This window comes from Empedobacter stercoris, from assembly GCF_020281205.1.
In the GTDB taxonomy this organism is placed as follows: domain Bacteria; phylum Bacteroidota; class Bacteroidia; order Flavobacteriales; family Weeksellaceae; genus Empedobacter; species Empedobacter stercoris.
The window spans coordinates 1-23973 of sequence record NZ_JACXZC010000032.1; the positions used below are offsets into that span (position 1 = coordinate 1).

A 23973-nucleotide genomic window follows, 5' to 3' on the forward strand; every position below is an offset into this window, starting at 1 on the left:
TTTAGCACTTGGCTAATCATTGGGGGCTAGCCCCCAATGATTTAATTTGAGTTGCACTTATTTGTTGAACTTAGAATTTTATAAAATGTCAAAATATTTTCTTTTTTTATTATTGATTTGTTCAGAAACTTTTGTGTTTAGTCAATTTCAAAACAAACAGCTTTTTGAAGAAGTCAAAAGATACGAAAACGGTAAAATAAAAACTATCATTGGACTAAATGAATATGATAAAAGAGAAGGTATAACTTACGAATATTTTCCAAACGGTTTACTTTTTAGAGAAACAAGTTATGTAAATGACAAAAAAGAAGGCATGGAAATTACTTATTTTCCAAATTCCGTTATCGAAAGTAGAGGATTATTCATTAATGATTTAGCAGAAGGAGTATTCCAATATTTTTATAAAAACGGAAAGCCATTTGCTACTTTAGTATTTCAAAACAATTTACTCGTAACTGCTAAAGATTGTTATACAAGCAAAGGTGAAATAGTATATTGCGGACCTATAAATAATGGAAATGGTGTATTTTTAAAATATGACAAAAAAGGAAATCTAATTTCTAAAGATTACTACAAAAATGGAGTTTTTCAACGTTCAGAACATGTAGAAGTCAACTTAAAAAAGTAATAAATAGACAACTAAACGCCACCTTTTGTCTTTCAAAATCCTTACTTTTACAACAATTCAACAAAGAAAATTTCAAAATGGCTCAATTCATAGAAAATGTTGTAAAAGATTTATTGCATAATCAAACAAATTTTATCAATACGACTTTGGTCTTACCAGGAAAGCGTCCTATGCTTTTTTTTAGAGAAGAATTTCAACGTCAATCGCAAAATATCATTCTCCCTCAAATGAAAAGTATCGAGGAATTGATGAGCGAACTTTCTGGTTTAGAAATTATTTCTGGTATCAATCTTTGGTTCAAAGCCTATCAAGCTTATAAAAAAATCGTTGACAAACCAGATTCTTTCGAAGATTTTATCAAATGGGGACCAACTGTTTTAAAAGACTTTGATGATATTGACGCTTCCTTGCAACCTGCGAATAAAGTGTTAGATTATTTGGTTTCGGTTGAACGAATCAATCAATGGGGTGAAGGAAAAATTGATATTGGTAAAAATGAAATCATTCAAAATCATTTAACTTTTTGGGGAATCGTTTCAAAGTTATACGTTCAATTGCAACAAGATTTACTTGATTCGAAGGAAGGTTATGCTGGAATGGTTTTTAGAATTGCGAGCGAAAAAGTCAACGAAATTGTTGAGAACAAAACTTCTCATTATGTATTTGCTGGTTTCAATGCATTAACGAAAGCAGAACAAGCACTTATTTTTAAATTAGAAAAAGAAAATTTAGCCACTTTATATTTTGATGCAGATAAATATTACTATGAAAACCCCAATCAGGAGGCGGGTTCATTTTTAAGAAAATACAAAGAAAAAATAAAACCAATTAATTGGGTTGTTGATGAATTTTCGAAGCCAAAAAATTTACACACAATTGGTGTTGCAAAACAAGTTGGACAAGCAAAATACATCGCAGATTTAATCCGAAACCTGAACGACGATGAGATTAAAAATACAGCTTTAATTTTGGCTGATGAATCTATTTTACCTGCAATTCTAAATTCATTACCCGAAAATATTACACATCTTAATATCTCGATGGGAATTCCATTGCGTTCGGTTCCATTAGCACAATTTTTCAAATCGATTTTCGAATTGCAGATGAATCGCGAAAAATTAGGAAAAGGATCGATGTTTTATTTCAAGAATGTTTTACAAATTCTCGAAAACAAAACCTTATCTCATTTTAGTTCGGATAAAAGTCGACAACTAATTGATGAAATTCGTACTCAAAATCGAATATTCAATTCAGAGAAATCAATTCAAAATGCGTTAGAAAATTCTATTTTCAAATCCATTTTTCATATTCCAACATCTATTACAGCGTTTATTCATCATTTAAAAAATTGGACAGATGAATTATTGCATCATCCTTCGATGAATGATTTGTTAACGAAAGAATACTTGTTCTTTTTCAAAAAAGTATTCAATCAATTACACGAAAACTTACTAGAAGTAAATGATATAAAAGATTATAGAACATTATTTTTGTTGTACAACAAAATCGTTTCTTCCGAATCTATTTCGTTTATTGGCGAACCATTGAAAGGTTTACAATTAATGGGACTTTTGGAAACACGTTTATTAAATTTTGACAACATTATCATGACTTCTGTAAATGATGAAATTTTGCCTTTGGGACGACAAAACAATACATTTATTCCGTATGACATTCGCAAACAAATGAAATTGAATACATTTACCGAAAACGATTCGATTTATGCGTATCACTTTTACCGATTGATTCAACGTGCGAAAAATGCTTACTTTGTTTATGATACAGAAGCAGACGGAATGGGTTCTGGCGAAAAATCTCGCTTTTTAGCGCAAATAAAATTTGAAAGTCATCACAAGATGAAAGAAATTTTTGCTGCACCAAGTTTTGTTACAAAACCATTGAAAGAAATTATTGTTCCTAAAACAGATGAAACGATGAAAAAACTTTGGAATTGGGCAAAATATGGAATCTCTCCTTCTTCTCTTTCTTCTTATTTGCGTAATCCATTGGACTTTTATGAACAACGAATCTTCAATGTAAAAGAAGTTGAAGAGGCCGAAGAAACCGTAAGTGCAAGAACTTTAGGAAATATTGTACATGGTGCTTTAGAAGACTTATATCAACCTTATTTGAACCGAATTTTACACGAAAACGATTTCAAATTAATTGAAAAAGAAAAAGACAAGACTTTACAAGTTCATTTTCAGAAGGAATATAAAGATGGACATTTAGACAAAGGTCCAAACTATTTGATTTATAAAATTGCAGAACGAATTGTTGACGGTGTTTTGTCAAAAGATGTGAAAACGGCAAAAGAAAATGAATTTATCATTCAATCATTGGAATCAAAACACGAAGTAGATTTTACCTTGACCAATGGAAAAGTAGTAAAACTTAAAGGTGTTATTGATCGTATTGATTCTGTTAACAATCAATTGCGAATTATTGATTACAAAACAGGTTATGCGAAAGATATTTCGGTTAAAACAGAAGAAATCGAAGTTGTTTATCAAAAAGAAGATAAAGCGAAACAATTACAATTAATCTTTTATGCGCATTTGTTTTATGCAAACGAAGAAAATCTGAATAAAGAAATTGAGTTATGTATTTATCCAATTAAATTTCCTAATAAAGAATTAATTAAACTTTCTGTCGATAGAAATTCAACTATAAATTATTCGATAGTGAAACACTCAACAGAACCAATGTCAAAATTAATTGAAGAAATTCTAAATCAAGAAATTCCATTCAAACAACCAGAATAGTATTCAACACACTATAATAAAACCCTTTGTATCGTATTCTAATAAAGGGTTTTATATTTAATTAACGTATAATTCCATTTAAATTCTTAATATTTTGCTAAAAAATAGTAGTTTTGGAAAAGTTTAAAATCGCATAATGAAAAATAACAAACTTTTTATAGCTATCATCGTTGCCTTGTTAATTGGTGTGGCTGTTGGTGGTTATGTACATTACTACACCTCTCCAGAATTTATTAAAACATTTTCGACAAATATCAAATTACTTGGTACTGTTTTTATTCGACTTATTCAGATGATTATCGCGCCATTAGTTTTTTCAACTTTAGTTGTAGGTATTGCTAAAATGGGTGATATGAAAATGGTTGGACGCGTTGGAGGGCGTGCCATGGGATGGTTTATTACAGCTTCACTTACTTCTTTGGTAATCGGTGCTGTTGTTGTAAATATAATGAAGCCTGGAGAAGGCATAAACATAGAAATGGATGCGAGTTCTGCTCAAGATTTATTAAAAGGACAAGCTTCATTAACATTAGAACATTTCATTACGCATATGATTCCAAAATCTGTTTTTGAAGCGTTTGCAACAAATGAAATTTTACAAATTGTAGTTTTCTCTATTTTCTTTGGAGTAGCCATGGCTGCTTACGGAAAAGAAGGAGAAATGATCACAAAAGCTTTAGATAAAATTTCGCATATCGTTCTAATCATGGTTGGTTACGTAATGTGGACTGCACCATTGGGTGTTTTAGGAACTATTGCTGCTGCTATTGCAACTTACGGATTCGGAATTTTCGCATTATATGTTAAATACTTAATCGCTTTTGTAATAGGAATCGCCTTATTGTGGTTAGTATTATGTATCGTTGGATACTTTATTTTAGGAAAACGTTTATTCGACTTATTAAGACACATCAAAGCACCATTATTAATCGCTTTCTCAACAACTTCATCCGAAGCTGTTTTCCCTAAATTAGTAGAAGAATTAGAAAAATTCGGTGCCCAAAAGAAGATTATTTCATTCACTTTACCACTCGGATATTCCTTCAATTTAGATGGATCCATGATGTACATGACCTTCGCATCCTTATTTATTGCACAAGTTTATGGCATCCATATGCCAATCGAAAAACAAATCTTGATGTTATTGGTTTTAATGTTAACGTCAAAAGGTGTTGCAGGAGTGCCAAGAGCTTCATTGATTGTAGTTGTTGCAACTTGTTCGATGTTTGGAATTCCACCAGAAGGAATTGCTTTGATTTTACCAATAGACCACTTCTGTGACATGGCTCGTTCGATGACAAATGTACTTGGAAACGCTTTATCTACGGTTGCTGTAGACAAATGGGAAGGACATGTTGCGATTGAACAGACTTACACACATGATGAAGATGATCATCAAAAAGCTTAAAAAAAATTGCTTTTCAATGTATAAAAACAAATGCGACCCGAAAATGGTCGCATTTGTTTTTATAATCTTATTCGTTATAGATTACAACTCATCGTATTTCGAAAAATTTGGATCAACAATTCTTTTCCAAACAGGATATTTTTTGATGTAAGCAAAAACATAAGGACAATACGGAAATAAGACGTTACCATGCTCTTCCAAATAAACCAATGTTTTTTCAACCAAAGCTGCAGCTACTCCTCTACCGCCCAATTCATCAGGAACTTCTGTATGTGTTAATTTGATTACATTGTCATCTTGCTTGTAATCAATAAACGCTATAAAACCATCAACATTTAGTTCAAACCTTACTGTTTTTTCATTCTTTACAACTTGTAAAGGAATTAATTCTTCATTCATGTTTATAAATTTTTTCTATTACAATAATCCATAAATTTTAGCGGTCTTTCATTGATGTACATCAAAAAAAAAGCAACCAAATCATTTGGTTGCTTTTAGATCTTATCTTAAATTGATTTTAATTCGATTACTGTAATTTCTGGCCAGACACCTACTCTACCAGGGTAAAAATGGTAACCAAAACCTCTATTCACATTGATTATTTTTCCTTCAAAATCATAAAAACCTGCCCATTGTGGATAAACATATTGTGACGGGCTCCAACGTAAACCAATTTTCGGAACCTCAATCCCCAACTGCATACCATGCGTATGTCCAGATAATGTTAAATCAAAATGTTTAGGATGATGCTTCAATATTTCGTTCCAATGCGAAGGATCATGAGATAATACAATTTTAAAATCATCAGTATTGACAGTGCGAGAAGCAACATCAATATCACCTAATTTCTTAAATCGTGTTCCCCAATTTTGAACACCAATCAACGAAATTTTTTCATTATTTATTGTAATCAATCGATTTTCATTTAACAACAATTGCATTCCTATTTTAGGAAAAATCCCTTTAATCTTCTCGAAGTTTTCTTGCTTCTCTTCCTCTGATTTCCAATCCGAATACTCTCCATAATCGTGATTTCCTAAAACTGCATAATTGCCATATTTACCTTGTTTAATTTTCGAAAAAACATCGTACCATTTATCCATTTCCCAGTAAAAATTGTTGACAATATCACCTGTAAATAACAATATATCAAACTCTTGTTGATTAATTAAATCTACGGCTTGCTTTATTTTTTCACGATTATCCAAACTTCCCGAATGTATATCAGTAATATGTAAAATCTTAAATCCATCAAATGATTTTGGTAAACGTTCGTAAACCAGTTTTTTCTTAATGACTTTAAAATTATATTTCCCTAAAGTCATTCCATAAATCAAACTAAAAAAAGGTATAGAAGCTACTGTTAATCCAGTATTCATTACAAATTTTCGACGAGAAGGTAAATAAGAATCTGTTTTGGGTTGATGATTACTCATTCGATTTAATAACCAACCTAATCCTCTTATAATATCTTGAATTAGGAAAAATATAATCAAAATTAAACGAGGAAAACCAAACAACATAAACAAACCTGTTCCCCACATTGTCGCTTGCGTTTGCCCTACATTACGGTCGAAAAAGATTAAATGATAGCCAAAATTCGTCAAAACAAGAAGCCAAATGAGCATATTTCCAAAAAGGAAATACTTGTTGTGATAAAATTTTTTAAAGTTAAAATAGAGGTAAATTTCAAGTATTACTGAAATAATTATTAGCGTGATAACACTATTGACAAACATTACTTTGATTGATTTTAAACAAAAATAAAACAATTCCAGAAATAAATTACTTTTCATCATATTCTTAACAGAACATTATAAAATTTATAGATAATTTAGGCTAAAAATTTGCTTGATAAAAACGTAACTTTGTAAAACATTTATAAGCATAAATTATGGAAAATAGATTACCTGTAACGGTACTTTCTGGATTTCTTGGAAGCGGAAAAACGACACTTCTCAATCATATATTACACAACAAAAAAGGATTAAAAGTTGCGGTTATCGTAAACGACATGGGAGCGGTAAATATTGATGCACAAATGGTATCTCGTGAAAATGATTTGATTCAAACCGATGAAAAATTGGTTGAATTGAGCAATGGTTGTGTTTGTTGTGAATTGCGTGAAGATTTAATCGTTGAAATCGAAAAATTAGCAAAATCTGGCAAATATGATTACTTAGTAATCGAGAGCTCTGGTATTTCTGATCCAGGACCAATCGCACAATCATTAGATTTTGTTTCGCCTGATGGAAAAATAGATTTACCAAAAGTTGCTCGTTTAGATACTTTGGTGACAGTAGTTGACGCTTATAATTTCTTCAAAAACTTAGGAACTGATGAAGATGTTTTTGATCGTGGATTTACAGAAAACAGAGAAGATAATCGTCCAATTGTCAACTTATTAATTGATCAAATTGAATTCTCTAATATCATCATTCTAAACAAAATGGATTTAGTCGAAGAAGAAACCTTGATGAATATCGAAGCGTTTGTTACAAAATTAAATCCTACGGCTAAAATAATTCCTGCAAGTTTTTCGCATGTTGAATTGACTGAAATATTAAATACAAATTTATTTGATTTCGAAAAAATTCAAGACATGGATGCGTGGGTAAAATTATTGGAAGAACAAGAACACGAAGAGCATCACCACCATCATGATCACGAATGTGGAGCGCATTGTACACATGAACATCACGATCATTTAGAAGAAAAATATGGAATGACTTCTTTTGTTTACAGACAAAAAATTCCGTTTCATGCAGAACGTTTTTTAACGTATTTGAATGATGATTTCCCTGCTACTATTTACCGTTCGAAAGGATTATTTTGGTTAGCAAATCGTCCCGATGAAGCTATTTTCTTAAGTCAAGCCGGTGGTAGTATCCGAATTGATCCTGCAGGAGCTTGGTGGTGTTCGATGCCATATGACGAAAGAATTCAGTTTGCAGCTTATCAATTTAATCAAAAACAAATTGATGCAAAATGGTCGAAGGAATGGGGAGATCGAATGATTGAACTTGTATTTATTGGGCAAGGATTAGATAAAGAAAAAATAACAGAAGAATTAAATTCTTGTTTATTAAACGAACAAGAAATTGCTGAATGGCAAGCGAAACATAATTCATAAACCAAAAATCTCGCTATAACAGCGAGATTTTTTCTATATTTTTTGTTTTTGATTGAATGAATAAATCAAGTAAAACAAGAATGGTAAAATAAATATCGAACCGAGTAATAATGCCCAAGCTAACATATTTATCGTACTCAACGCACCGTAATCTGTTAATAAAGATAACGTTGATCCATCCTTGAATAAAACCAAATTTGGAAAGTGAGAATAAGTTGCCGCAAATAAAATCATCATCACAATAATTCCTGCGTAAACTTTTAGCCATGTATCTTTCGCTTGATTTAATGATTTTAGTAGTAACACAATCGAAATTGAAGCGATACCAACTGCTATATATCCATAAATCTCTGATGTTATCCAGCTAAATAACGGAATGTTTTTCCAAATTGAAACAGCAAAAACAAATGCGCCTGCTACAAAAATCAATGCGGTATAAATTTTCGCACGTTTTCTTAAAATCACTTTATCTTCATCATTTTTTACAGTTTGAATTGAATAAACCGAAGCCAAGAAAGCACAAATCACAACAGTGAATAAGCCAACTGAAAAATTAAACCAAGTCAACCACGAAAAAATATAAGCATCTTGAAAAGTTTGCGCATTAACATCAATACTTCCCGAAACAATAGAACCAGCAATTATACCTAAAAATAATGGTGTTACAACACTCGAATAAGTAAAAATTACATCATACAAATTGTGCCATTTATCATTAATTGCATCATAATTTCTGAAAGTAAACGATGTTCCTCTTGCAATAATTCCCAATAACATGATTACTAACGGGATGTGCAAATAATTTGAGATTTCTGCATACATCTTAGGAAAACCAACAAATAAAATAACAATGACAATGATTAACCACATGTGATTTGCCTCCCAAATTGGTCCAATCGAATTGTACATAATCTTCTGCGTTCTTTTTTTATAACTCTTTTCCGAAAATAATTCAACTATCCCTGCACCAAAATCAGCGCCTCCTAAAATGAGGTACAAACAGATGGCAACCCACAAAAATGCTATTACTACGTAAATCATATTCTAATGTTTTTCTGGTTTATAATTTGGATCTTCAGGATCATAAAGTTGAGCAACCATTTGTATTTGTCTATTCATTAAAAAGATCAAAATAATAGATAAGGTAATAAATACAAACGTAAAAATGTAAAACGAATATTGGATACCAGGCATTGGTGTTACTGAATCTACCGTTCGCATGATTCCATAAATAATCCATGGTTGACGCCCGACTTCTGTCACCGTCCAACCTGCTTCCAAAGCAATGTAACCAAATGGTGTTGCAATCATAAATAATTTATAAAACCATCTTTCTGATAACCAATCTTTCTTGAAAAAATGAGCAATCAAATAAATTATCGCAATTCCCATCATCAACATTCCAAATGTAATCATTATTTGAAATGCGTAATGAACTATCGCAACCGGTGGCCATTCATCTTTCGGAAATTCTTCTAAACCTTTGACAGCTGTTTTAAAATCTGAATGAACCAAAAAACTTAATACACCTGGAACTTTTATTGCGTATTTGATTTCTTCATTATCTTCATCCACTATTCCCCCTAAAACAAATGGTGCACTTTCTTCTGTTTTGAAATGCGCTTCCATAGCAGCTAATTTTATTGGTTGACGTTCTGCTACATCTTTCGCTGAAATATCACCACTTAAAGGCGCTAATAAAGCTGCAACAATAGCTAAAACGGAACTAATTTTGAACGCTTCTCGATGAAAATTCACATTCTTCCCCTTCAAAATCAAATAAGCATGTAAACCAGCAACTGCAAAACCTGTTGCACAAAAAGCAGCAATCGTCATGTGCAAAGCTTGAGAAAACCAAGCATCATTGAACATCGCTTTTACTGGATCAATGTTAAGGTATTCGCCATTTACAAAATCAAAACCAGAAGGTGAATTCATCCAAGCATTTGCTGCTACAACCAAAATACCTGAAGCTAAACCACTAACACCAACGATTACACCACAAATCCAATGAAACCATTTATTAAATTTGTCCCATCCGTAAAGAAAAAAACCAAGCGCAATAGCTTCAATAAAAAAAGCTGTTCCTTCTAACGAAAAAGGCATTCCGAAAATTGGCCCAGCATGTTCCATAAATTTAGGAAACAATAATCCTAACTCAAACGAAAGCATTGTCCCCGAAACCGCTCCAGTTGCAAATAAAATTGCAACTCCTTTGCTCCACGCTTTTGTTAATCCTTTATAGATTTCTTTTTTTGTTTTGAGGTACTTGTAGTGAGCAATTGCCATCATAAAAGGCATCACCATACCAACACACGAAAAAACAATATGAAAGGCTAATGACATTGCCATTTGACTTCTGGCAGCAATAAAATCGTCCATAAGTTGTTGTTTTTAATTTCTTTGTTGGCTAAAGTTACTAAATAAAAAGAGGCAATTCATGTTTGAATTGCCTCTTTTTTATATGATTTTGATTAGAATAAACTATTTTGTAGTTGCTGGAACTAACCATTTAAATTGCGGTCCACTTTCTGGAATAACAATTCGTTGAGAAATTCGATCCATTCTATCTGGGAATTTCATAATGTAATCTCTTGCTTTTTCAGCCTCAGCATTCAATCCAGATATTTTATCCAATTGCCAAGCTTCGATTAATTTTCGCATAATATCGATATAGTCGAATGCTGTATAAACACCAATTCGCTGAGCTGCATCGGAGAAAGAATCAAACAACGTTCCTCTTTCTTCACCAGATGCTCTTAAGAAATGCGCTGGCATTACAATTTTTAGTTTGAACATATGTTGCACAGCTAGCATCATTTCTGAAGGATCAGCTTCGAAAATGCGACGTACAAATTCTGTATAAGCTAAGTGGTGACGCATTTCATCACCTGCAATAATTTTACACATACGTGATAATTTTTTTGCACCATATTTTTTTGCAATAGCAGATACATTATTATGTGATACATAAGTTGCTAATTCTTGAAAACTTGTGTACACAAAGTTTTTATACGGATCGTGTGCTGTTCCGATATCAAACCCATCATTGATCAAATGTTGCGTTGTCACTTCAACCTCGCGCATATTGATACGTCCTGATAAATACAAAAATTTATTCAAAACATCTCCATGTCGATTTTCCTCTCCTGTCCAATGGCGAATCCATTTAGCCCATCCATTTTCTAAGTAATTTCCTTCTTCATCTACAACTCCATCCATCTGTATTAACCAAGATTCATATGTTGGTAAAGCTTCTTCAGTAATTGTATCTCCAATCAGCGTAATCCAGAAATCATCTGGTAAGTCTTTTGATAACTCTTGCAATTCTTTGATTTCATCAAAAAAAGAGTCAGATTGCGAATTCGGTAAAAAATCAGTTGGTTGCCAAATTTTATCGGCTGGAACTAAGAATTTATCCATATAAGCATCAATATCTTTCTCAAGAAATTGCATTACTTCCAGGCGAACATTTTTTATTGACATATAATTATTTTATGCGGTTATACTATTTTTTACAGTTTTTTCGGTAAGTTCAAATAGTTCATCAAATTTGTACTCACTTACTTTTAAGGGTTTATGATATTGTATCGTTACTTTTGCACCTAAATACATCGGAAATTTGCCCCATTTTTCTATTTTCCATGTATTGTTTAGCGTAACGGGAACAACATAGGCATCTTTTGCATATTTCGTCAAAACTTTCATCCCATTTTCTTTAAAAGCTTTTGGAACTCCATTTTTACTTCTTGTTCCTTCAGGAAAAATAATTGCGGAATAATTATTTTTCTGAATGTATTGTGCTAATTTTTTAATTTCTTCTATTGCTTGTTTACCATTTTTACGGTCAATCAAAGCAGATCCTCCGTGTGTTAAATTATATGATACACTTGGGATTCCTTTACCTAACTCTATTTTCGAAATAAACTTTGGATGATAATTAGCTAAATCAAATTCTAAAGGAGATATATCATACATACTTTGATGATTACTTACAAAAATCAATGGTACGTTTTTTATCAAGTTTTCACGACCTTTGTAAGTATAAGTTGTCCCTAAAATTTTTGTCCAAAAAACCAAAAGACCATTCATCACTTTAACACTTTTATGATGTGCAGAATAACCTCCCAAATTATAACATAACCATTGCACAACATGCATTACCAACAACGTTAATCCATAAAAAATATAAAAGATTATAGATAACGGATAACTTAAAATTTTCTTCAACATTCGAAATTTAGACAAATTTAATAAAAAATTATGCTTAGCATAATAAATTTTTATTGTGTTTTATTTAATAAGACTCAAAGTTAACTTTTCTTGATGAGCTTCATCATAAAAAGTAATTTGATTTGATGATTTTACTTTAAAATATGCTGTTTTTTGCAAATTTTGAATTAAATTTTGAGGAATTTCGCAATCAGAATTCACTTGTTTTATCTGATTAAAAATAAGTGCTTGACTAATTTTAGTATAATTCGCAGAAATTATGCCACAAGCTGTTTTCAATACCATTTTATGTGTAGTATCTTCGAAAATAATATAATCGACTCCCTCATTTATTATCCATTTTCCAGATAAATCACTAATTTCTGTTGGTACAGTTTTAGGTTCAGAAACAGATTTTGTAGGTAAACAACTTGTTAGTCCTATGAACAAGACAAAATAAAGCGCTTGTATTGTATATTTCACGTGGTTTTCTTTGTAACGAAGGTAAAATATTTTTGACTAATTTGAATTGATTTTTTAATATTAGTTTTTATTTAGAAATTTGTAGTTAAAATAAAATTCATGGCGAACACTAAAAAAGGAGAAGTTTTTACAGATACAAATAATGTAAAAAAAGTAAGAATAGAGCGTAAGCCAAGCTTTCCTAAAATTTACTTTTTAACGGATGATTGTCAATTTATTGAAGACGGATTATACGAATTAGACTTCTTTGAAACGCCAAATGTAACTGAGTTCAAATCAGAATTAAATCCAACTATTCCTTCTATTAATTTTAAGCAATTGAGTGAAAAAGGTAAAAACTTTTTAAAATAATTTTTTATTAAAGATAAAAATCCACTTAGAAAATCTAAGTGGATTTTGTGATCCAGTCAGGATTCGAACCTGAGACCTACTGCTTAGAAGGCAGTTGCTCTATCCAGCTGAGCTACTGGACCATTCCAAAATTTTATCTCTAAAATTCGTCGGGGTGGCAGGATTCGAACCTGCGACCTCCTGCTCCCAAAGCAGGCGCGATAACCGGGCTACGCTACACCCCGAAAAGTATTTTTATTTAAAACTTAAAAAAAGCGGAGAGACAGGGACTCGAACCCTGGCATCGGTTACCCGATGACAGATTAGCAATCTGCTCCATTACCGCTCTGGCACCTCTCCTACTTTTAATATAAGACATTCAGAAAATGTCTTATAAAGCGGTTGCAAATATAATCTGACTTTTATTGCAAAACAAGTCTTTTTTGAAAAAAAATCCAAATATTTGGCTTAATTTTGGCTACTCAAAAAACTATTTAGAACTAAAAGAATGAATATTAAAGGATTAATGTTTTCGGCAATTTGTTGTTTTTTTATTTTAGCCAGTTGTGCTACTAAAACAGTTCCGCCAAAAACAATTACAAAAGTAATTCGTGACACAGTCATTATCAACTCAAAAACAGATCAACCAGAAATGACTCGAGCTGCAAAGCTTGACAAGTACAAAGTAACAACAGATTATTATCCATCTATTTCGCAAGACGAACGTGTTCGTTTTTTAGTCTTGCATTATACTGCAATCAATACCGAATTGTCGTTAAAAGTATTGACTCAGAAAGATGTTAGTGCTCATTATTTAATTAATGATTATGATGATAAAACAATCAATCTTTTAGTTGACGAAACCAAACGTGCATGGCATGCAGGTGTAAGTAACTGGAAAGGTATCGATAATTTAAATTTCTCTTCTATCGGAATAGAAATCGTTAATCTCGGAAATAAAGGAACAGATACCTATCCTAATTTCACACCTTATCCAGCTTATCAAATCAAAAAAGTCGGTGAGTTAGCGCAAGATATCATCAGCCGTTATAATATTTCACCTTTTAATGTTGTAGGTCATGCAGACATTGCACCAGGTAGAAAACCAGATCCAGGTCCACTATTTCCATGGAAACAATTATACACAGATTATGGTGTTGGTGCTTGGTACGAAGAAAGTGATAAGTATTTATTTATTCCTCAATATCCATGGGATACAACAAGCTCAGTATTTGTTACACAAGTACAAACAGAGCTAAAAAAATATGGCTACAATGTACCTATAAATGGGATGATTGATACGCAAACTAAAAATGCTATTGTTGCATTTCAGATGCATTTTAGACCTGAAAAATATGATGGCGTGGTCGATGCTGAAACATGGGCAATTTTAAAAGCATTAAACAAAAAATATAATCCTTAAATAGAAATTAAAATTTCGTATTAAACTCCTACTTGTTAGGAGTTTTTTTTATGTTTATATGACAGATCATACTATTAACCTTCCGACTTGAATACATTTATCATCTAAATATGCCAAAATGTTCTGAAAAATTGGAGTATTTTTATCAAAAATAATGATATATGGCTTTTAAAAGTTTACGACCAATAATCTGGACAAAAGATTTACAAAAAACAACAAAATTCTATAAGAAATTAGGTTTTAAGATTGCAGAACAAAATGAAGATTGGATTTGGGCCTGCTTACAAAAAGACGATGTCGAAATTATGTTAGCTTATCCAAATGAAGGGACAGATTTTAAACAAGCCAATTTTACAGGTTCATTTTATTTTGTCGTTGATAATGTAGATGAATTATGGAATCAAGTAAAAAATGATTGTGAAATTGTTTACGAAATCGAAACTTTTGAATGGGATATGCGCGAATTTGCAATATATGACAACAATGGTTATATTTTACAATTTGGCCAAGAAATAGAAATTACATTTGAGGATTAAGATGCTAATAAAACGATATTACAACATTATTTTAATGCTGCTTATTCTTGTTATTCCTTTCGTTTTTTATTTGCTTATCTCAACTATGATGAGTATTAAAAACAAAACTGATGGAATTGAAACATGTATCTCTTCTATTACTGGGAAAAATTTATGTTCACAAATCGATCAATTAAAAGTTACAATTTACATTGATATGATTTGATTATTTTTTGGCTTGCACTAAAAAAATTAATCATAAAGAAAAAATAATGCATACAAATTATCATTTTGAAGAAACATTTTTTCAATATAATTTCACTGAATCTCGAAACGTTATTGGCGATTATGAAAATTGTAAATTTATTAGTTGTGATTTGAATACTTTGGATTTGAGCGATGTAAAATTTATCAATTGTGAATTTATTGAGTGTAATCTAAGTAATTCGAAACTTATCAATACAAGTTTTCAGCAAGTTGAATTTAAAAATTGTAAAATGATTGGATTTAATTTAGAAGTATGTAATCAGTTTGGGCTTAATGTTTTTTTTGAGCGTTGCATTTTAAATGATTCTACTTTTTATCAATTACCCCTTCAAAAATCAAAATTTATCGAATGTTCATTGCAAAATGTTGACTTTTCATATACAGATTTAAGTCACTCTTACTTCAATAATTGTGATTGTTTAAATGCAATTTTTGATCAAACCAATTTGAAGCAAGCAAATCTAAAAACATCTTATAATTTTAGAATTAACCCAAATGAAAATCAATTGAAAGGAGCCGTCTTTTCGAAAGAAAATATCATTGGTTTAGTACAACATTTAGGTTTGAAAATAGAATAACAAAAAAGTCCGAGAAATCTCGGACTTTTATTTATTTATAAAAACTTAATTAAGCTTCTGGTTTATCTTGAGGTTTATCCTCTTTCTTTTCTGCTGGTTTAGCAGGTTTTTCTGTTCTCTCTGGTTTTGGCAATAATGCTTTACGAGATAACTTCATTTTCTTTTTATCATCGTAACCTAAGAATTTAACATCAATTTTATCACCGATGTTTACAGAATCCTCTACTTTTTCTAAACGTCTGTGCTCTAATTCTGAAATATGAACTAAACCTTCAACTCCTTTAGAAATTTCAACAAAAGCACCGAATGGTTTAATTGATTTTACAACTGCATGGTAAGTTGCTCCAGCTTCAGGAACAAATGCAATTTGTTTAATTTTTTCAATTACTTTATCGATATTTTCTTGGATAACACCATTAATTTCAACGCGACCTGTTGTTTCTAATTCTGTAATTGCAATAACAGTTTCTGTTTCTTTTTGCATTTCTTGAATCACTTTTCCACCAGGACCGATAACTGCTCCGATAAATTCTTTTGGAATTTCCATCACAACAACTTTAGGTGCATTTGGTTTTAATTGTGGACGAGGCGCTGGTAATGTTTCTAATAATTTACCTAAGATGTGCTCACGACCTTCTTTTGCTTGTAATAAGGCAGTTTCCATGATTTCCATCGATAAACCTTGAACTTTAATATCCATTTGACAAGCTGTGATACCATCTGCTGTTCCTGTTACTTTAAAGTCCATATCTCCTAAGTGATCTTCATCTCCTAAGATATCAGACAATACAGTAAATTTCCCAGATTTTGTATCTGTAATTAACCCCATTGCAATTCCTGAAACTGGTTTTTTCATTTGTAAACCTGAATCCATTAATGCTAACGTTCCTGCACAAACTGTTGCCATAGAAGAAGAACCGTTAGATTCTAAAACTTCAGAAACGATACGAACTGTGTAAGGACAATCGTCTGGTAACATTTGAGCTAATGCACGTTGAGCTAAATTTCCGTGACCAATTTCACGACGAGAAGTTCCTCTTAATGGACGAGCTTCACCTGTTGAGAAAGGAGGGAAATTATAGTGTAAAAAGAATTTTTCGTCGAAGTTTGTTACTACACCATCAACCATATTCGCATCTTTAGAAGATCCTAAAGTTACTGTAGCCAATGCTTGAGTTTCACCACGTGTAAAAATTGCTGATCCATGAGTTGATGGTAAATAATCAACTTCTGTCCAAATTGGACGAATTGTTTTTGGATCACGACCATCTAAACGAATTCCTTCGTTCAAGATCAATTGACGTACAGCTTCTTTTTGTACATCATGGAAATAGATGTGAGCAAAAGGAGTAACACGAGCTAATTCCTCTTCATCATCAGCATATTGAGCTAAGAAATCTGCTTCAACTTGAGCAAATTTTTCACCTCTTTCGTGTTTGTCAGATGGGTGTTTCGCAATATCATAGTATTTATCATATCCATAAGCCCATACTTTTTCGCGAATTTCTTCGTCATGAGTTTCGTGATTGTACTCACGTTTTGGAGTTGATTTTCCTACTTTAGCAGCTAAGCTTTCTTGTGCTTCAATTTGTTTTTTGATTTCCGCATGGGCAAATTCGATTGCGTCTAACATTTCGCGCTCAGAAATTTCACTCATTTCACCTTCAACCATTACAACAGAATCTTTAGAAGCACCTACCATAATATCGATATCTGCTTGCGCTAATTGTTCTAATGAAGGATTAATCATCAACTCACCATTCAAACGAATAACACGAGCTTCTGAAATTAATGTGAAAGGAATATCTGTAATCGCAATGGCTGCTGATGCAGCTAAACCAGCTAAAGCTTCTGGCATTACATTTTTGTCATAAGAAATAAGTGAGATCATTACCTGAACCTCAGCATGAAAATCTTCTGGAAACATTGGGCGTAAAACACGGTCTACTAAACGCATTGTTAAGACCTCATCATCTGATGGTTTTGCTTCTCTTCTGAAGAAGTTCCCTGGGATGCGTCCTCCTGCATAGAATTTTTCTCTATAATCTACTGTTAAAGGTAAAAAGTCTACACCTGGATTAGCTTCTTTGTTTGCTACAACTGTAGCTAATAACATGGTGTCGCCCATGCGTACAACCACAGATCCATCAGCTTGTTTAGCTAATTTCCCTGTTTCGATTGTAATTTCTCTTCCGTCTGAAAGAGTAATTTTTTCTGTGATCGCCTGTGGAATCATTCGTCTTCTTTGTATTTAATTCGTCTAAAGTCAAAGCCGTTTGCTTTAACTGCATTATATAAAGATATATATCTTATTTTAATTTATAACAAAAAAAAAGGCAATTTCTACGGAATTGCCCTTTAATATTGTGTTTAAAATTACTTACGTAATCCTAATTCAGCGATAATCGCACGATATCTTGTGATATCTTTTTTCTTTAAGTAGTTCAATAACGCTTTACGTTTACCTACTAACATAACCAATGATCTTTCTGTATTAAAATCTTTTTGATTTTGTTTTAAGTGACCAGTTAAATGGTTAATTCTGTAAGTGAATAATGCGATTTGTCCTTCTGCAGATCCTGTATCTGTTGCAGATTTACCGTGCTTTGCGAAAATTTCGCTTTTTACTTCTGATGTTAAGTACATGCCAATATTATTTAATAATTATTATGTAATGAGGTGCAAATGTACAACTAATTTTTAAAATTAATTGATTTTTCGAAAAATAAAAAGAGACCATTTTTGGTTGGTATGGTCTCTTGTTGGTTTGGTTTAGTTTGATTTAATAGATAATAGAAAGTGATGTATTTTCTATTAAATCGAAAAAGGTTTGTTTAGTTGTAAAAGACTTGCTTTCACGATTGGTTGGTAGGTTAAAAGTCGGCTTGATTTTTTTTAAAAAAATCAATAGGTTGGTTAATAATTATTATAAAAATAATTTAGGTAGGTAAGATTAATCTTCAATAATTCGTATTTTTTTATTCGTAATGATTTTTATTGGATAAACTACTTTTTCATTTTCTGTTTGTATGGTCATACATATGTTGTTAATTGCAATTATTACGCCTTTTACATCATCTTCGATAATGATTTTTTGACCAATTTCAAAATTTCTATTGGTATAAAAAGACAGTAACAATCGATATATAACATCTTTTGATCCTAATCCAAACGCAATAGCTAATGTCAAAAATATTGAGCCTAAGATAAGTGACAGATTATTGGTTATCAAGTCTGTATTTACTCCTGCTTGGTTTAATGACGTAACAATTGTAAAAATAAGGATGATATAAAAAATTATATTACTTATAATATTCGCTCCATTGAGGTCGATTGATTTGATTAAACTTTTCAAAAAAGATTTGATATAATTTGCTAAGTAAAAACCTCCAGCAAATATCAAAACTGCGCTAAAAAATTGAGGTAAATAATCTACAATTCTTCCTATTTGGTTTGAAACAACTGTTAACCCAAAAATATCAGATCCAATGATTATAATTAATAAGATAATAAACAATCTTACAAATTGTAATATAATTACTCCTGGATCTATTTCAATTGAAGAGTTTTTCAACGCTTCGTTATTATTCAATGCATTTTTTAATTTATCTATTTTAGACAATCTCAAAATGTATTTGGTCAATAATAAGATTAATTTTAGCAAGATATAAGACAAGATAAGAAATACTATACCTCCTACTACTTTCGGGAATATTAGTACTATTTCTTGATACAAACTTTCTAACAAGCTAAAATTTAAACCTATATTCATATACTCTATTTCTAGTTATCTTCTTTATCTTCTTTATCTTTTTTATTCGATTGATTGGTTGATTTCTTTTTTCCTATTCCAAAGAAATTACCAATTGTACTTGGATATTTTACTGAAACCAAATCGGCAACTTCTAATGATAGTTTTATCAAAGCAACATCGTCCATTACTTTTTGCTTTAATGTTTCTGGAAGCTTCTCGTCGGCTAGTATAGTCTTAAAAGGATTTTCCATAAATTACAAAGCATTATAAATTTTTAGTAAACGATTTTTTGCTCTATTTATTCTCATTTTAGTTGCACTTTCACCAATCTCTAAAGTTTCCGAAATTTCTTTAATTGAAAAATCATCTTGGTATTTCATAAGTAGTATAGATTTATCTTCTACCTCTAATTTTTTAAGAGATTGTGTTAGTTTTTCGATTTTTAGTTCAAAAATTTCTTTGTCATCAATTACTTGCTCATTATAATTATCAACCAAATCATCCGTCATCGAATAATTTTTTCTCTCTTCCTTTATTTTGCGTTGTACATGATTGACACAAAAATTATATGTAAAAGAATATAGCCAAGTTGAGAATTTTGATTTTGACTGATAGGTTTTAAGTTTTACAAACAACTTAACAAAAATATCATGTGTCATATCTTGTGCTTCTTCTTGTTCTTCTACAAAACTCAGACACTTGTTATATACCGTATGTGCATACCTGTCATACAATACTCCAAACAAATGTTGATTTTTTGTTTCGACAATCTTATACACCAAAATGTCATCATCTAAATGTTCTAATGGATCCTTTGACATTTCAACTGCTTTCAATATTATGACACATGGTTACTTATTTGGTCACACATTTTTTTTCATTTTTTTTTGAAAAACATTTCGTAAGACACAAAAGTAATCGAATATCTATTTATAATACAATAATGTACAAAAAAAACCGATAAATATAAATTTATCGGTTTTTTATAAATAATTAATGATTAACAAATTATTTTTCTAAAACATCTAAGACGTCTTGAAAACCTCCTCCATTAAAAATCTCGTCTACACCTTGTTCTTGTAAATATTGAGCAGCTTGACCTGAACGGTTTCCACTTCTACAAAATACAACAATTGGTCTTGACATTGCTTTGAACTCTTCTACTCTCGTAGGTACTTCTCCCAATGGAATGTTGATCGCATTTGGAACAAATCCATCAGTTTCTAATTCATACGGTTCGCGAACGTCTACTAATGTTACATTAGCATTGTTAATTGCTTCTACTGTTGTCATTTTAATCACTCTTTTTCTATTTTTTATCCAATCAATAATTTTGCCAAGCATACTACCAAATTCTAATACGATCTTTTGGTGCTTTGTACAACTTATCTCCTGGTTTTGTTTGAAATGCTTCGTGGAATGCATCAATATTAATGATTGGTCCAAAAGAACGGTAATATCCTGGTGAGTGTGGATCTGTTTTTACTTGATTTACTAAAGCTTCATCTGTTGCTTTGGTTCTCCAAACTGTTGCCCAAGACATAAAGAAACGTTGTTGTGGCGTATATCCATCAATATTTCCGTAAGTACCTTTATCTTTTAAATACATTTGCAATGCATCAAAAGCTACTGAAACTCCTCCTAAATCACCAATATTTTCACCAGACGTAAAAATACCATTTACATGTGTTCCTTTTACTGGCTCATAGCTATCATATTGTTTTGCTAAAGCACTAGTTGCTGCTTTAAACTTTTCTTCATCTTGAGCTGTCCACCAGTTTACAAGGTTTCCTTCCCCGTCAAATTTAGCTCCAGAATCATCAAATCCATGAGAAATTTCGTGACCAATAACAGCTCCAATTCCTCCAAAGTTTACACCTGCATCTGCTCTATAATCATAGAATGGTGCTTGTAAAATTGCTGCTGGGAAAACGATTTCATTATTTGTTGGATTGAAATAAGCATTTACAGTTTGTGGTGACATTCCCCAACGTGTTTTGTCAACTGGTTTTCCAAAATCTTTTAAATTATCTTGGAATCTCCATTGGCTGTACGCTAAGTTATTTTCGATTAAAGAACCTCCGTTATTAATTGATTTAACTTTTAATCCAGAGTAATCTTTCCATTTATCAGGATAACCAATTTTTACCGTAAATTTATTTAATTTCTCTATTGCTTTTACTTTTGTATCCTTCGACATCCACTCCAAATTATTGATGTGCATATCAAAAGATTTGAATAAATAGCTGATCAACTCTTGAGCTTTTGCTTTTGCTTCTGGTGGAAAATTATCTTTTACATAAATTTGCCCTAATAACTCACCTACCGTTCCGTTCACATAAGATAATCCTCTTTTATCTAAAGCTCTTTGTTCTTTTTGACCTGATAATTTTTTTCCGTAAAATTCAAAGTTCAATTTCTCCAATTCTGTTGTAGAACTATTAGAAAAAGAATCAATTAATTTGAATTTCAAATAATCTTTAATCAAAGGTAAATTCTCTTGATTAATGATTTTATCTAAGTTTTTATAATAATCTAATTCGCGAATAATTACTTTATCAGGATTAATTCCGAAAGATTTTACAAATTTCACAACATCAACATTTTTAGAGAAAGCACCCGCTTCTGTTAATGTTACCAGATTGTATGATTTATTCGGATCACGACTTTCCTCAACTGTTTTGATGTATTTTGCCATCATTTTCTCAAAAGCAACAATTTTTGGTCCTTTTAAATCGCGCGTTTTAGATCCTGTAAAAGGGAAAACTTGATCAATATATTGATTTAAATTCGCTAAAGTTTCCGCATTTTTAGCATCTTCTTTTTGATAATACGTTTTACCCAAAGTCAAACCGATACTTCCTAAATAAACCGCATTTTGCTTACTGTTTTTCATATCAGTATAAACAGAAATTCCATAAAAAGGGTTTTCACCAATCGGTGTAACTTCTGTTAAATAAGCTTGTAAATCCGTTAAATTCTTGATTGCATCAATTTGCTTTAAATATTTTTGTATCGGAGCTAAACCTGTTTTATCACGCGCTTCCATATTTGTATAAGCATTGTAAAGGTCAGAGATTTTTTGCTCGTTAGAATCTTGTTCATATTTATTATTCAATAAATCTTTTACTAACTTCAACGATACTTTATCTGTATTCTCTCTCAACTCATCAAAACTCCCCCATCTTGCTCTGTCAGAAGGAATTTCTGTGATTTTCATCCAATTACCATTCACATGATTATATAAATCATCTTGAGGGCGAACAGACTTATCCATGTAATCAGGATTAAAAGCTTGATAAGATTCTTGCGCAAATGCTAAGACTGAAGTACAAGCAAATGCTGCAACAAATAGTTGTTTTTTCATATTTCTACTAAGTATTTTTGATACGATTTGTCGAGATTTCTTCGACCTTTGTTACAAATCTACTAAATTAAGTTTAGAAATTTAGTAGATTATTTTACCTTTGGTATAAACAAACAAAAGTAACTTTTAAAATGGAAACCGAAACGATTTTAATCACCGGTGCATTAGGACAAATTGGTTCTGAATTAGCCGAAAAATTAAAAACCATTCATGGAAAAAACAATGTAATCATTTCTGATATACGCGATCCAAAAGATGTTGATTATGATGGAATTTACGAAGTAATCGACGTAATGAATACAGAAAGAATAAAAGAAGTTATTGCCAAACATAACATCAAAACAGTATATCATTTAGCTGCACTTCTTTCTGGTACAGCAGAAAAAAATCCAATGTTCGGTTGGAAATTAAACATGGATACGTTACTTACTTTCTTAGAATTAGCAAAAGATAAAGTAATCGATAAAATTTTTTGGCCTTCATCTATCGGGGTTTTTGGACCAGATACACCAAAAGACAACACGCCTCAAAATACAATTCAAACACCTTCTACAGTTTACGGAATTTCTAAATTATCAGGAGAATACTGGTGCAAATGGTATCAACAAAATCATCATGTAGATGTACGATCTGTTCGTTTCCCTGGTCTTATTTCGTGGAAAACGCCTGCTGGAGGAGGAACTACAGATTATGCAGTGGATATCTATTACAAAGCCATTGAGGACGGAAAATACACATCTTTCTTAAAAGAAGGAACGTTTTTACCAATGTTATATATGGATGATGCAATTGATGCGATTGTTGAATTAATGTCCTCTGATCCAAAACAATTAGGTGAGTTTAAATCTTATAATTTAGGAGGTTTAAGCTTTGCTCCAGAAGATTTAGCTGCAAATATTAGAAAACATATTCCAACATTCTCGATTGATTATGCACCAGATTTTCGTCAAGCTATCGCTGACTCTTGGCCATCTTCTATCGACGACTCTGTTGCTAAAGCTGATTGGGGATTTGCTCCAAAATACGACATTGATAAAATGACAACAACTATGTTAGAAAATTTAAAAATTAAATTAATTAAAGCTTAATATCTTAACTTCACAAAAAAAG

Annotated in this window: 23 protein-coding genes and 3 tRNA genes; 9 read left to right on the forward strand and 17 right to left on the reverse strand. The window is 31.4% G+C overall.

Annotation, left to right across the window (positions count from 1 at the left end; all coding sequences use genetic code 11):
• Positions 1-85 precede the first annotated feature (85 nt).
• The 3 genes from IF125_RS12475 (at position 86) to IF125_RS12485 (ending at position 4801) form a co-directional block, all read left to right on the forward strand.
• The gene (locus tag IF125_RS12475) at positions 86-628 is read left to right on the forward strand and encodes a toxin-antitoxin system YwqK family antitoxin (protein ID WP_225540222.1); all 543 of its coding nucleotides are present in this window, start codon (positions 86-88) and stop codon (positions 626-628) included.
• A 77-nt stretch (positions 629-705) separates the two neighbouring features.
• Positions 706-3393 carry a PD-(D/E)XK nuclease family protein gene (locus IF125_RS12480; RefSeq protein ID WP_225542721.1) on the forward strand — a complete coding sequence of 896 codons (2688 nt, stop codon included), beginning with the start codon at positions 706-708 and terminating at the stop codon, positions 3391-3393.
• Between the two features lie 136 nt (positions 3394-3529).
• Positions 3530-4801 (forward strand): dicarboxylate/amino acid:cation symporter, encoded by a 1272-nt coding sequence (locus IF125_RS12485; RefSeq protein WP_225542722.1) that lies wholly within the window; start codon positions 3530-3532, stop codon positions 4799-4801.
• An 81-nt stretch (positions 4802-4882) separates the two neighbouring features.
• Here IF125_RS12485 and IF125_RS12490 read toward each other — a convergent pair whose 3' ends face one another.
• Together IF125_RS12490 and IF125_RS12495 are read right to left on the reverse strand one after the other, a co-directional pair.
• Complete coding sequence (locus IF125_RS12490) at positions 4883-5200, reverse strand: GNAT family N-acetyltransferase (RefSeq protein WP_225542723.1); 318 nt, start codon at positions 5198-5200, stop codon at positions 4883-4885.
• A gap of 107 nt (positions 5201-5307) precedes the next feature.
• The gene (locus IF125_RS12495) at positions 5308-6429 is read right to left on the reverse strand and encodes a metallophosphoesterase (protein ID WP_225542724.1); all 1122 of its coding nucleotides are present in this window, start codon (positions 6427-6429) and stop codon (positions 5308-5310) included.
• 266 nt (positions 6430-6695) lie between these two features.
• Between IF125_RS12495 and IF125_RS12500 the strand changes: the two genes are divergently transcribed.
• Positions 6696-7934, forward strand: coding sequence for a GTP-binding protein (locus IF125_RS12500; protein ID WP_225540204.1), 1239 nt, complete (start codon positions 6696-6698; stop codon positions 7932-7934).
• Positions 7935-7967: 33 nt separating this feature from the next.
• Here IF125_RS12500 and IF125_RS12505 read toward each other — a convergent pair whose 3' ends face one another.
• The 5 genes from IF125_RS12505 to IF125_RS12525 form a co-directional block, all read right to left on the reverse strand.
• Positions 7968-8975: a cytochrome d ubiquinol oxidase subunit II gene (locus tag IF125_RS12505; RefSeq protein ID WP_225540206.1), complete on the reverse strand. Its 1008-nt coding sequence runs from the start codon at positions 8973-8975 to the stop codon at positions 7968-7970.
• A gap of 3 nt (positions 8976-8978) precedes the next feature.
• Complete coding sequence (locus IF125_RS12510; protein ID WP_225542725.1) at positions 8979-10316, reverse strand: cytochrome ubiquinol oxidase subunit I; 1338 nt, start codon at positions 10314-10316, stop codon at positions 8979-8981.
• A 102-nt stretch (positions 10317-10418) separates the two neighbouring features.
• A complete protein-coding gene (locus IF125_RS12515) occupies positions 10419-11420 on the reverse strand; it encodes an acyl-ACP desaturase (protein WP_225542726.1) in 1002 nt (333 codons plus the stop codon).
• Between the two features lie 9 nt (positions 11421-11429).
• A complete protein-coding gene (locus tag IF125_RS12520) occupies positions 11430-12164 on the reverse strand; it encodes a lysophospholipid acyltransferase family protein (RefSeq protein WP_225542743.1) in 735 nt (244 codons plus the stop codon).
• A gap of 63 nt (positions 12165-12227) precedes the next feature.
• Complete coding sequence (locus IF125_RS12525) at positions 12228-12629, reverse strand: hypothetical protein (protein ID WP_225542727.1); 402 nt, start codon at positions 12627-12629, stop codon at positions 12228-12230.
• Positions 12630-12728: 99 nt separating this feature from the next.
• Between IF125_RS12525 and IF125_RS12530 the strand changes: the two genes are divergently transcribed.
• Entirely contained in the window at positions 12729-12980 is a 252-nt protein-coding gene (locus IF125_RS12530; RefSeq protein WP_225542728.1) for a hypothetical protein, read from the forward strand.
• A gap of 48 nt (positions 12981-13028) precedes the next feature.
• Here the strand turns inward: IF125_RS12530 and IF125_RS12535 are convergent.
• The 3 genes from IF125_RS12535 to IF125_RS12545 all read right to left on the reverse strand — a co-directional run bounded on the left by IF125_RS12535 (position 13029) and on the right by IF125_RS12545 (position 13319).
• A tRNA-Arg gene (locus IF125_RS12535) sits at positions 13029-13102 on the reverse strand.
• A 27-nt stretch (positions 13103-13129) separates the two neighbouring features.
• Positions 13130-13204 (reverse strand) — tRNA-Pro (locus tag IF125_RS12540).
• A 31-nt stretch (positions 13205-13235) separates the two neighbouring features.
• Positions 13236-13319 (reverse strand) — tRNA-Ser (locus tag IF125_RS12545).
• Positions 13320-13467: 148 nt separating this feature from the next.
• On the opposite strand from IF125_RS12545, the gene IF125_RS12550 reads away from it, so the two are divergent.
• The 3 genes from IF125_RS12550 to IF125_RS12560 all read left to right on the forward strand — a co-directional run bounded on the left by IF125_RS12550 (position 13468) and on the right by IF125_RS12560 (position 15742).
• Positions 13468-14382: an N-acetylmuramoyl-L-alanine amidase gene (locus tag IF125_RS12550; RefSeq protein WP_171621605.1), complete on the forward strand. Its 915-nt coding sequence runs from the start codon at positions 13468-13470 to the stop codon at positions 14380-14382.
• Between the two features lie 161 nt (positions 14383-14543).
• A complete protein-coding gene (locus tag IF125_RS12555) occupies positions 14544-14918 on the forward strand; it encodes a VOC family protein (protein WP_225542729.1) in 375 nt (124 codons plus the stop codon).
• 251 nt (positions 14919-15169) lie between these two features.
• Complete coding sequence (locus IF125_RS12560; RefSeq protein WP_225542730.1) at positions 15170-15742, forward strand: pentapeptide repeat-containing protein; 573 nt, start codon at positions 15170-15172, stop codon at positions 15740-15742.
• Between the two features lie 49 nt (positions 15743-15791).
• Here IF125_RS12560 and IF125_RS12565 read toward each other — a convergent pair whose 3' ends face one another.
• The 7 genes from IF125_RS12565 to IF125_RS12595 form a co-directional block, all read right to left on the reverse strand.
• Positions 15792-17978 (reverse strand): polyribonucleotide nucleotidyltransferase, encoded by a 2187-nt coding sequence (locus IF125_RS12565; protein WP_225542731.1) that lies wholly within the window; start codon positions 17976-17978, stop codon positions 15792-15794.
• Between the two features lie 140 nt (positions 17979-18118).
• Positions 18119-18388: a 30S ribosomal protein S15 gene (gene rpsO / locus IF125_RS12570; protein WP_171621601.1), complete on the reverse strand. Its 270-nt coding sequence runs from the start codon at positions 18386-18388 to the stop codon at positions 18119-18121.
• A 307-nt stretch (positions 18389-18695) separates the two neighbouring features.
• Positions 18696-19514, reverse strand: coding sequence for a mechanosensitive ion channel family protein (locus IF125_RS12575; protein ID WP_225540487.1), 819 nt, complete (start codon positions 19512-19514; stop codon positions 18696-18698).
• A gap of 11 nt (positions 19515-19525) precedes the next feature.
• The gene (locus IF125_RS12580) at positions 19526-19747 is read right to left on the reverse strand and encodes a hypothetical protein (protein ID WP_225542732.1); all 222 of its coding nucleotides are present in this window, start codon (positions 19745-19747) and stop codon (positions 19526-19528) included.
• Positions 19748-19750: 3 nt separating this feature from the next.
• Complete coding sequence (locus IF125_RS12585; protein WP_171621598.1) at positions 19751-20317, reverse strand: RNA polymerase sigma factor; 567 nt, start codon at positions 20315-20317, stop codon at positions 19751-19753.
• Positions 20318-20504: 187 nt separating this feature from the next.
• Entirely contained in the window at positions 20505-20789 is a 285-nt protein-coding gene (locus IF125_RS12590; protein ID WP_225539657.1) for a rhodanese-like domain-containing protein, read from the reverse strand.
• A 52-nt stretch (positions 20790-20841) separates the two neighbouring features.
• Positions 20842-22863, reverse strand: a complete 2022-nt coding sequence (locus IF125_RS12595) for a M13 family metallopeptidase (RefSeq protein WP_225542733.1) — start codon at positions 22861-22863, stop codon at positions 20842-20844.
• 131 nt (positions 22864-22994) lie between these two features.
• Here IF125_RS12595 and IF125_RS12600 point away from each other — a divergent pair, with 131 nt between their 5' ends.
• Positions 22995-23951: an NAD-dependent epimerase/dehydratase family protein gene (locus IF125_RS12600; protein WP_225542734.1), complete on the forward strand. Its 957-nt coding sequence runs from the start codon at positions 22995-22997 to the stop codon at positions 23949-23951.
• Positions 23952-23973 lie beyond the last annotated feature (22 nt).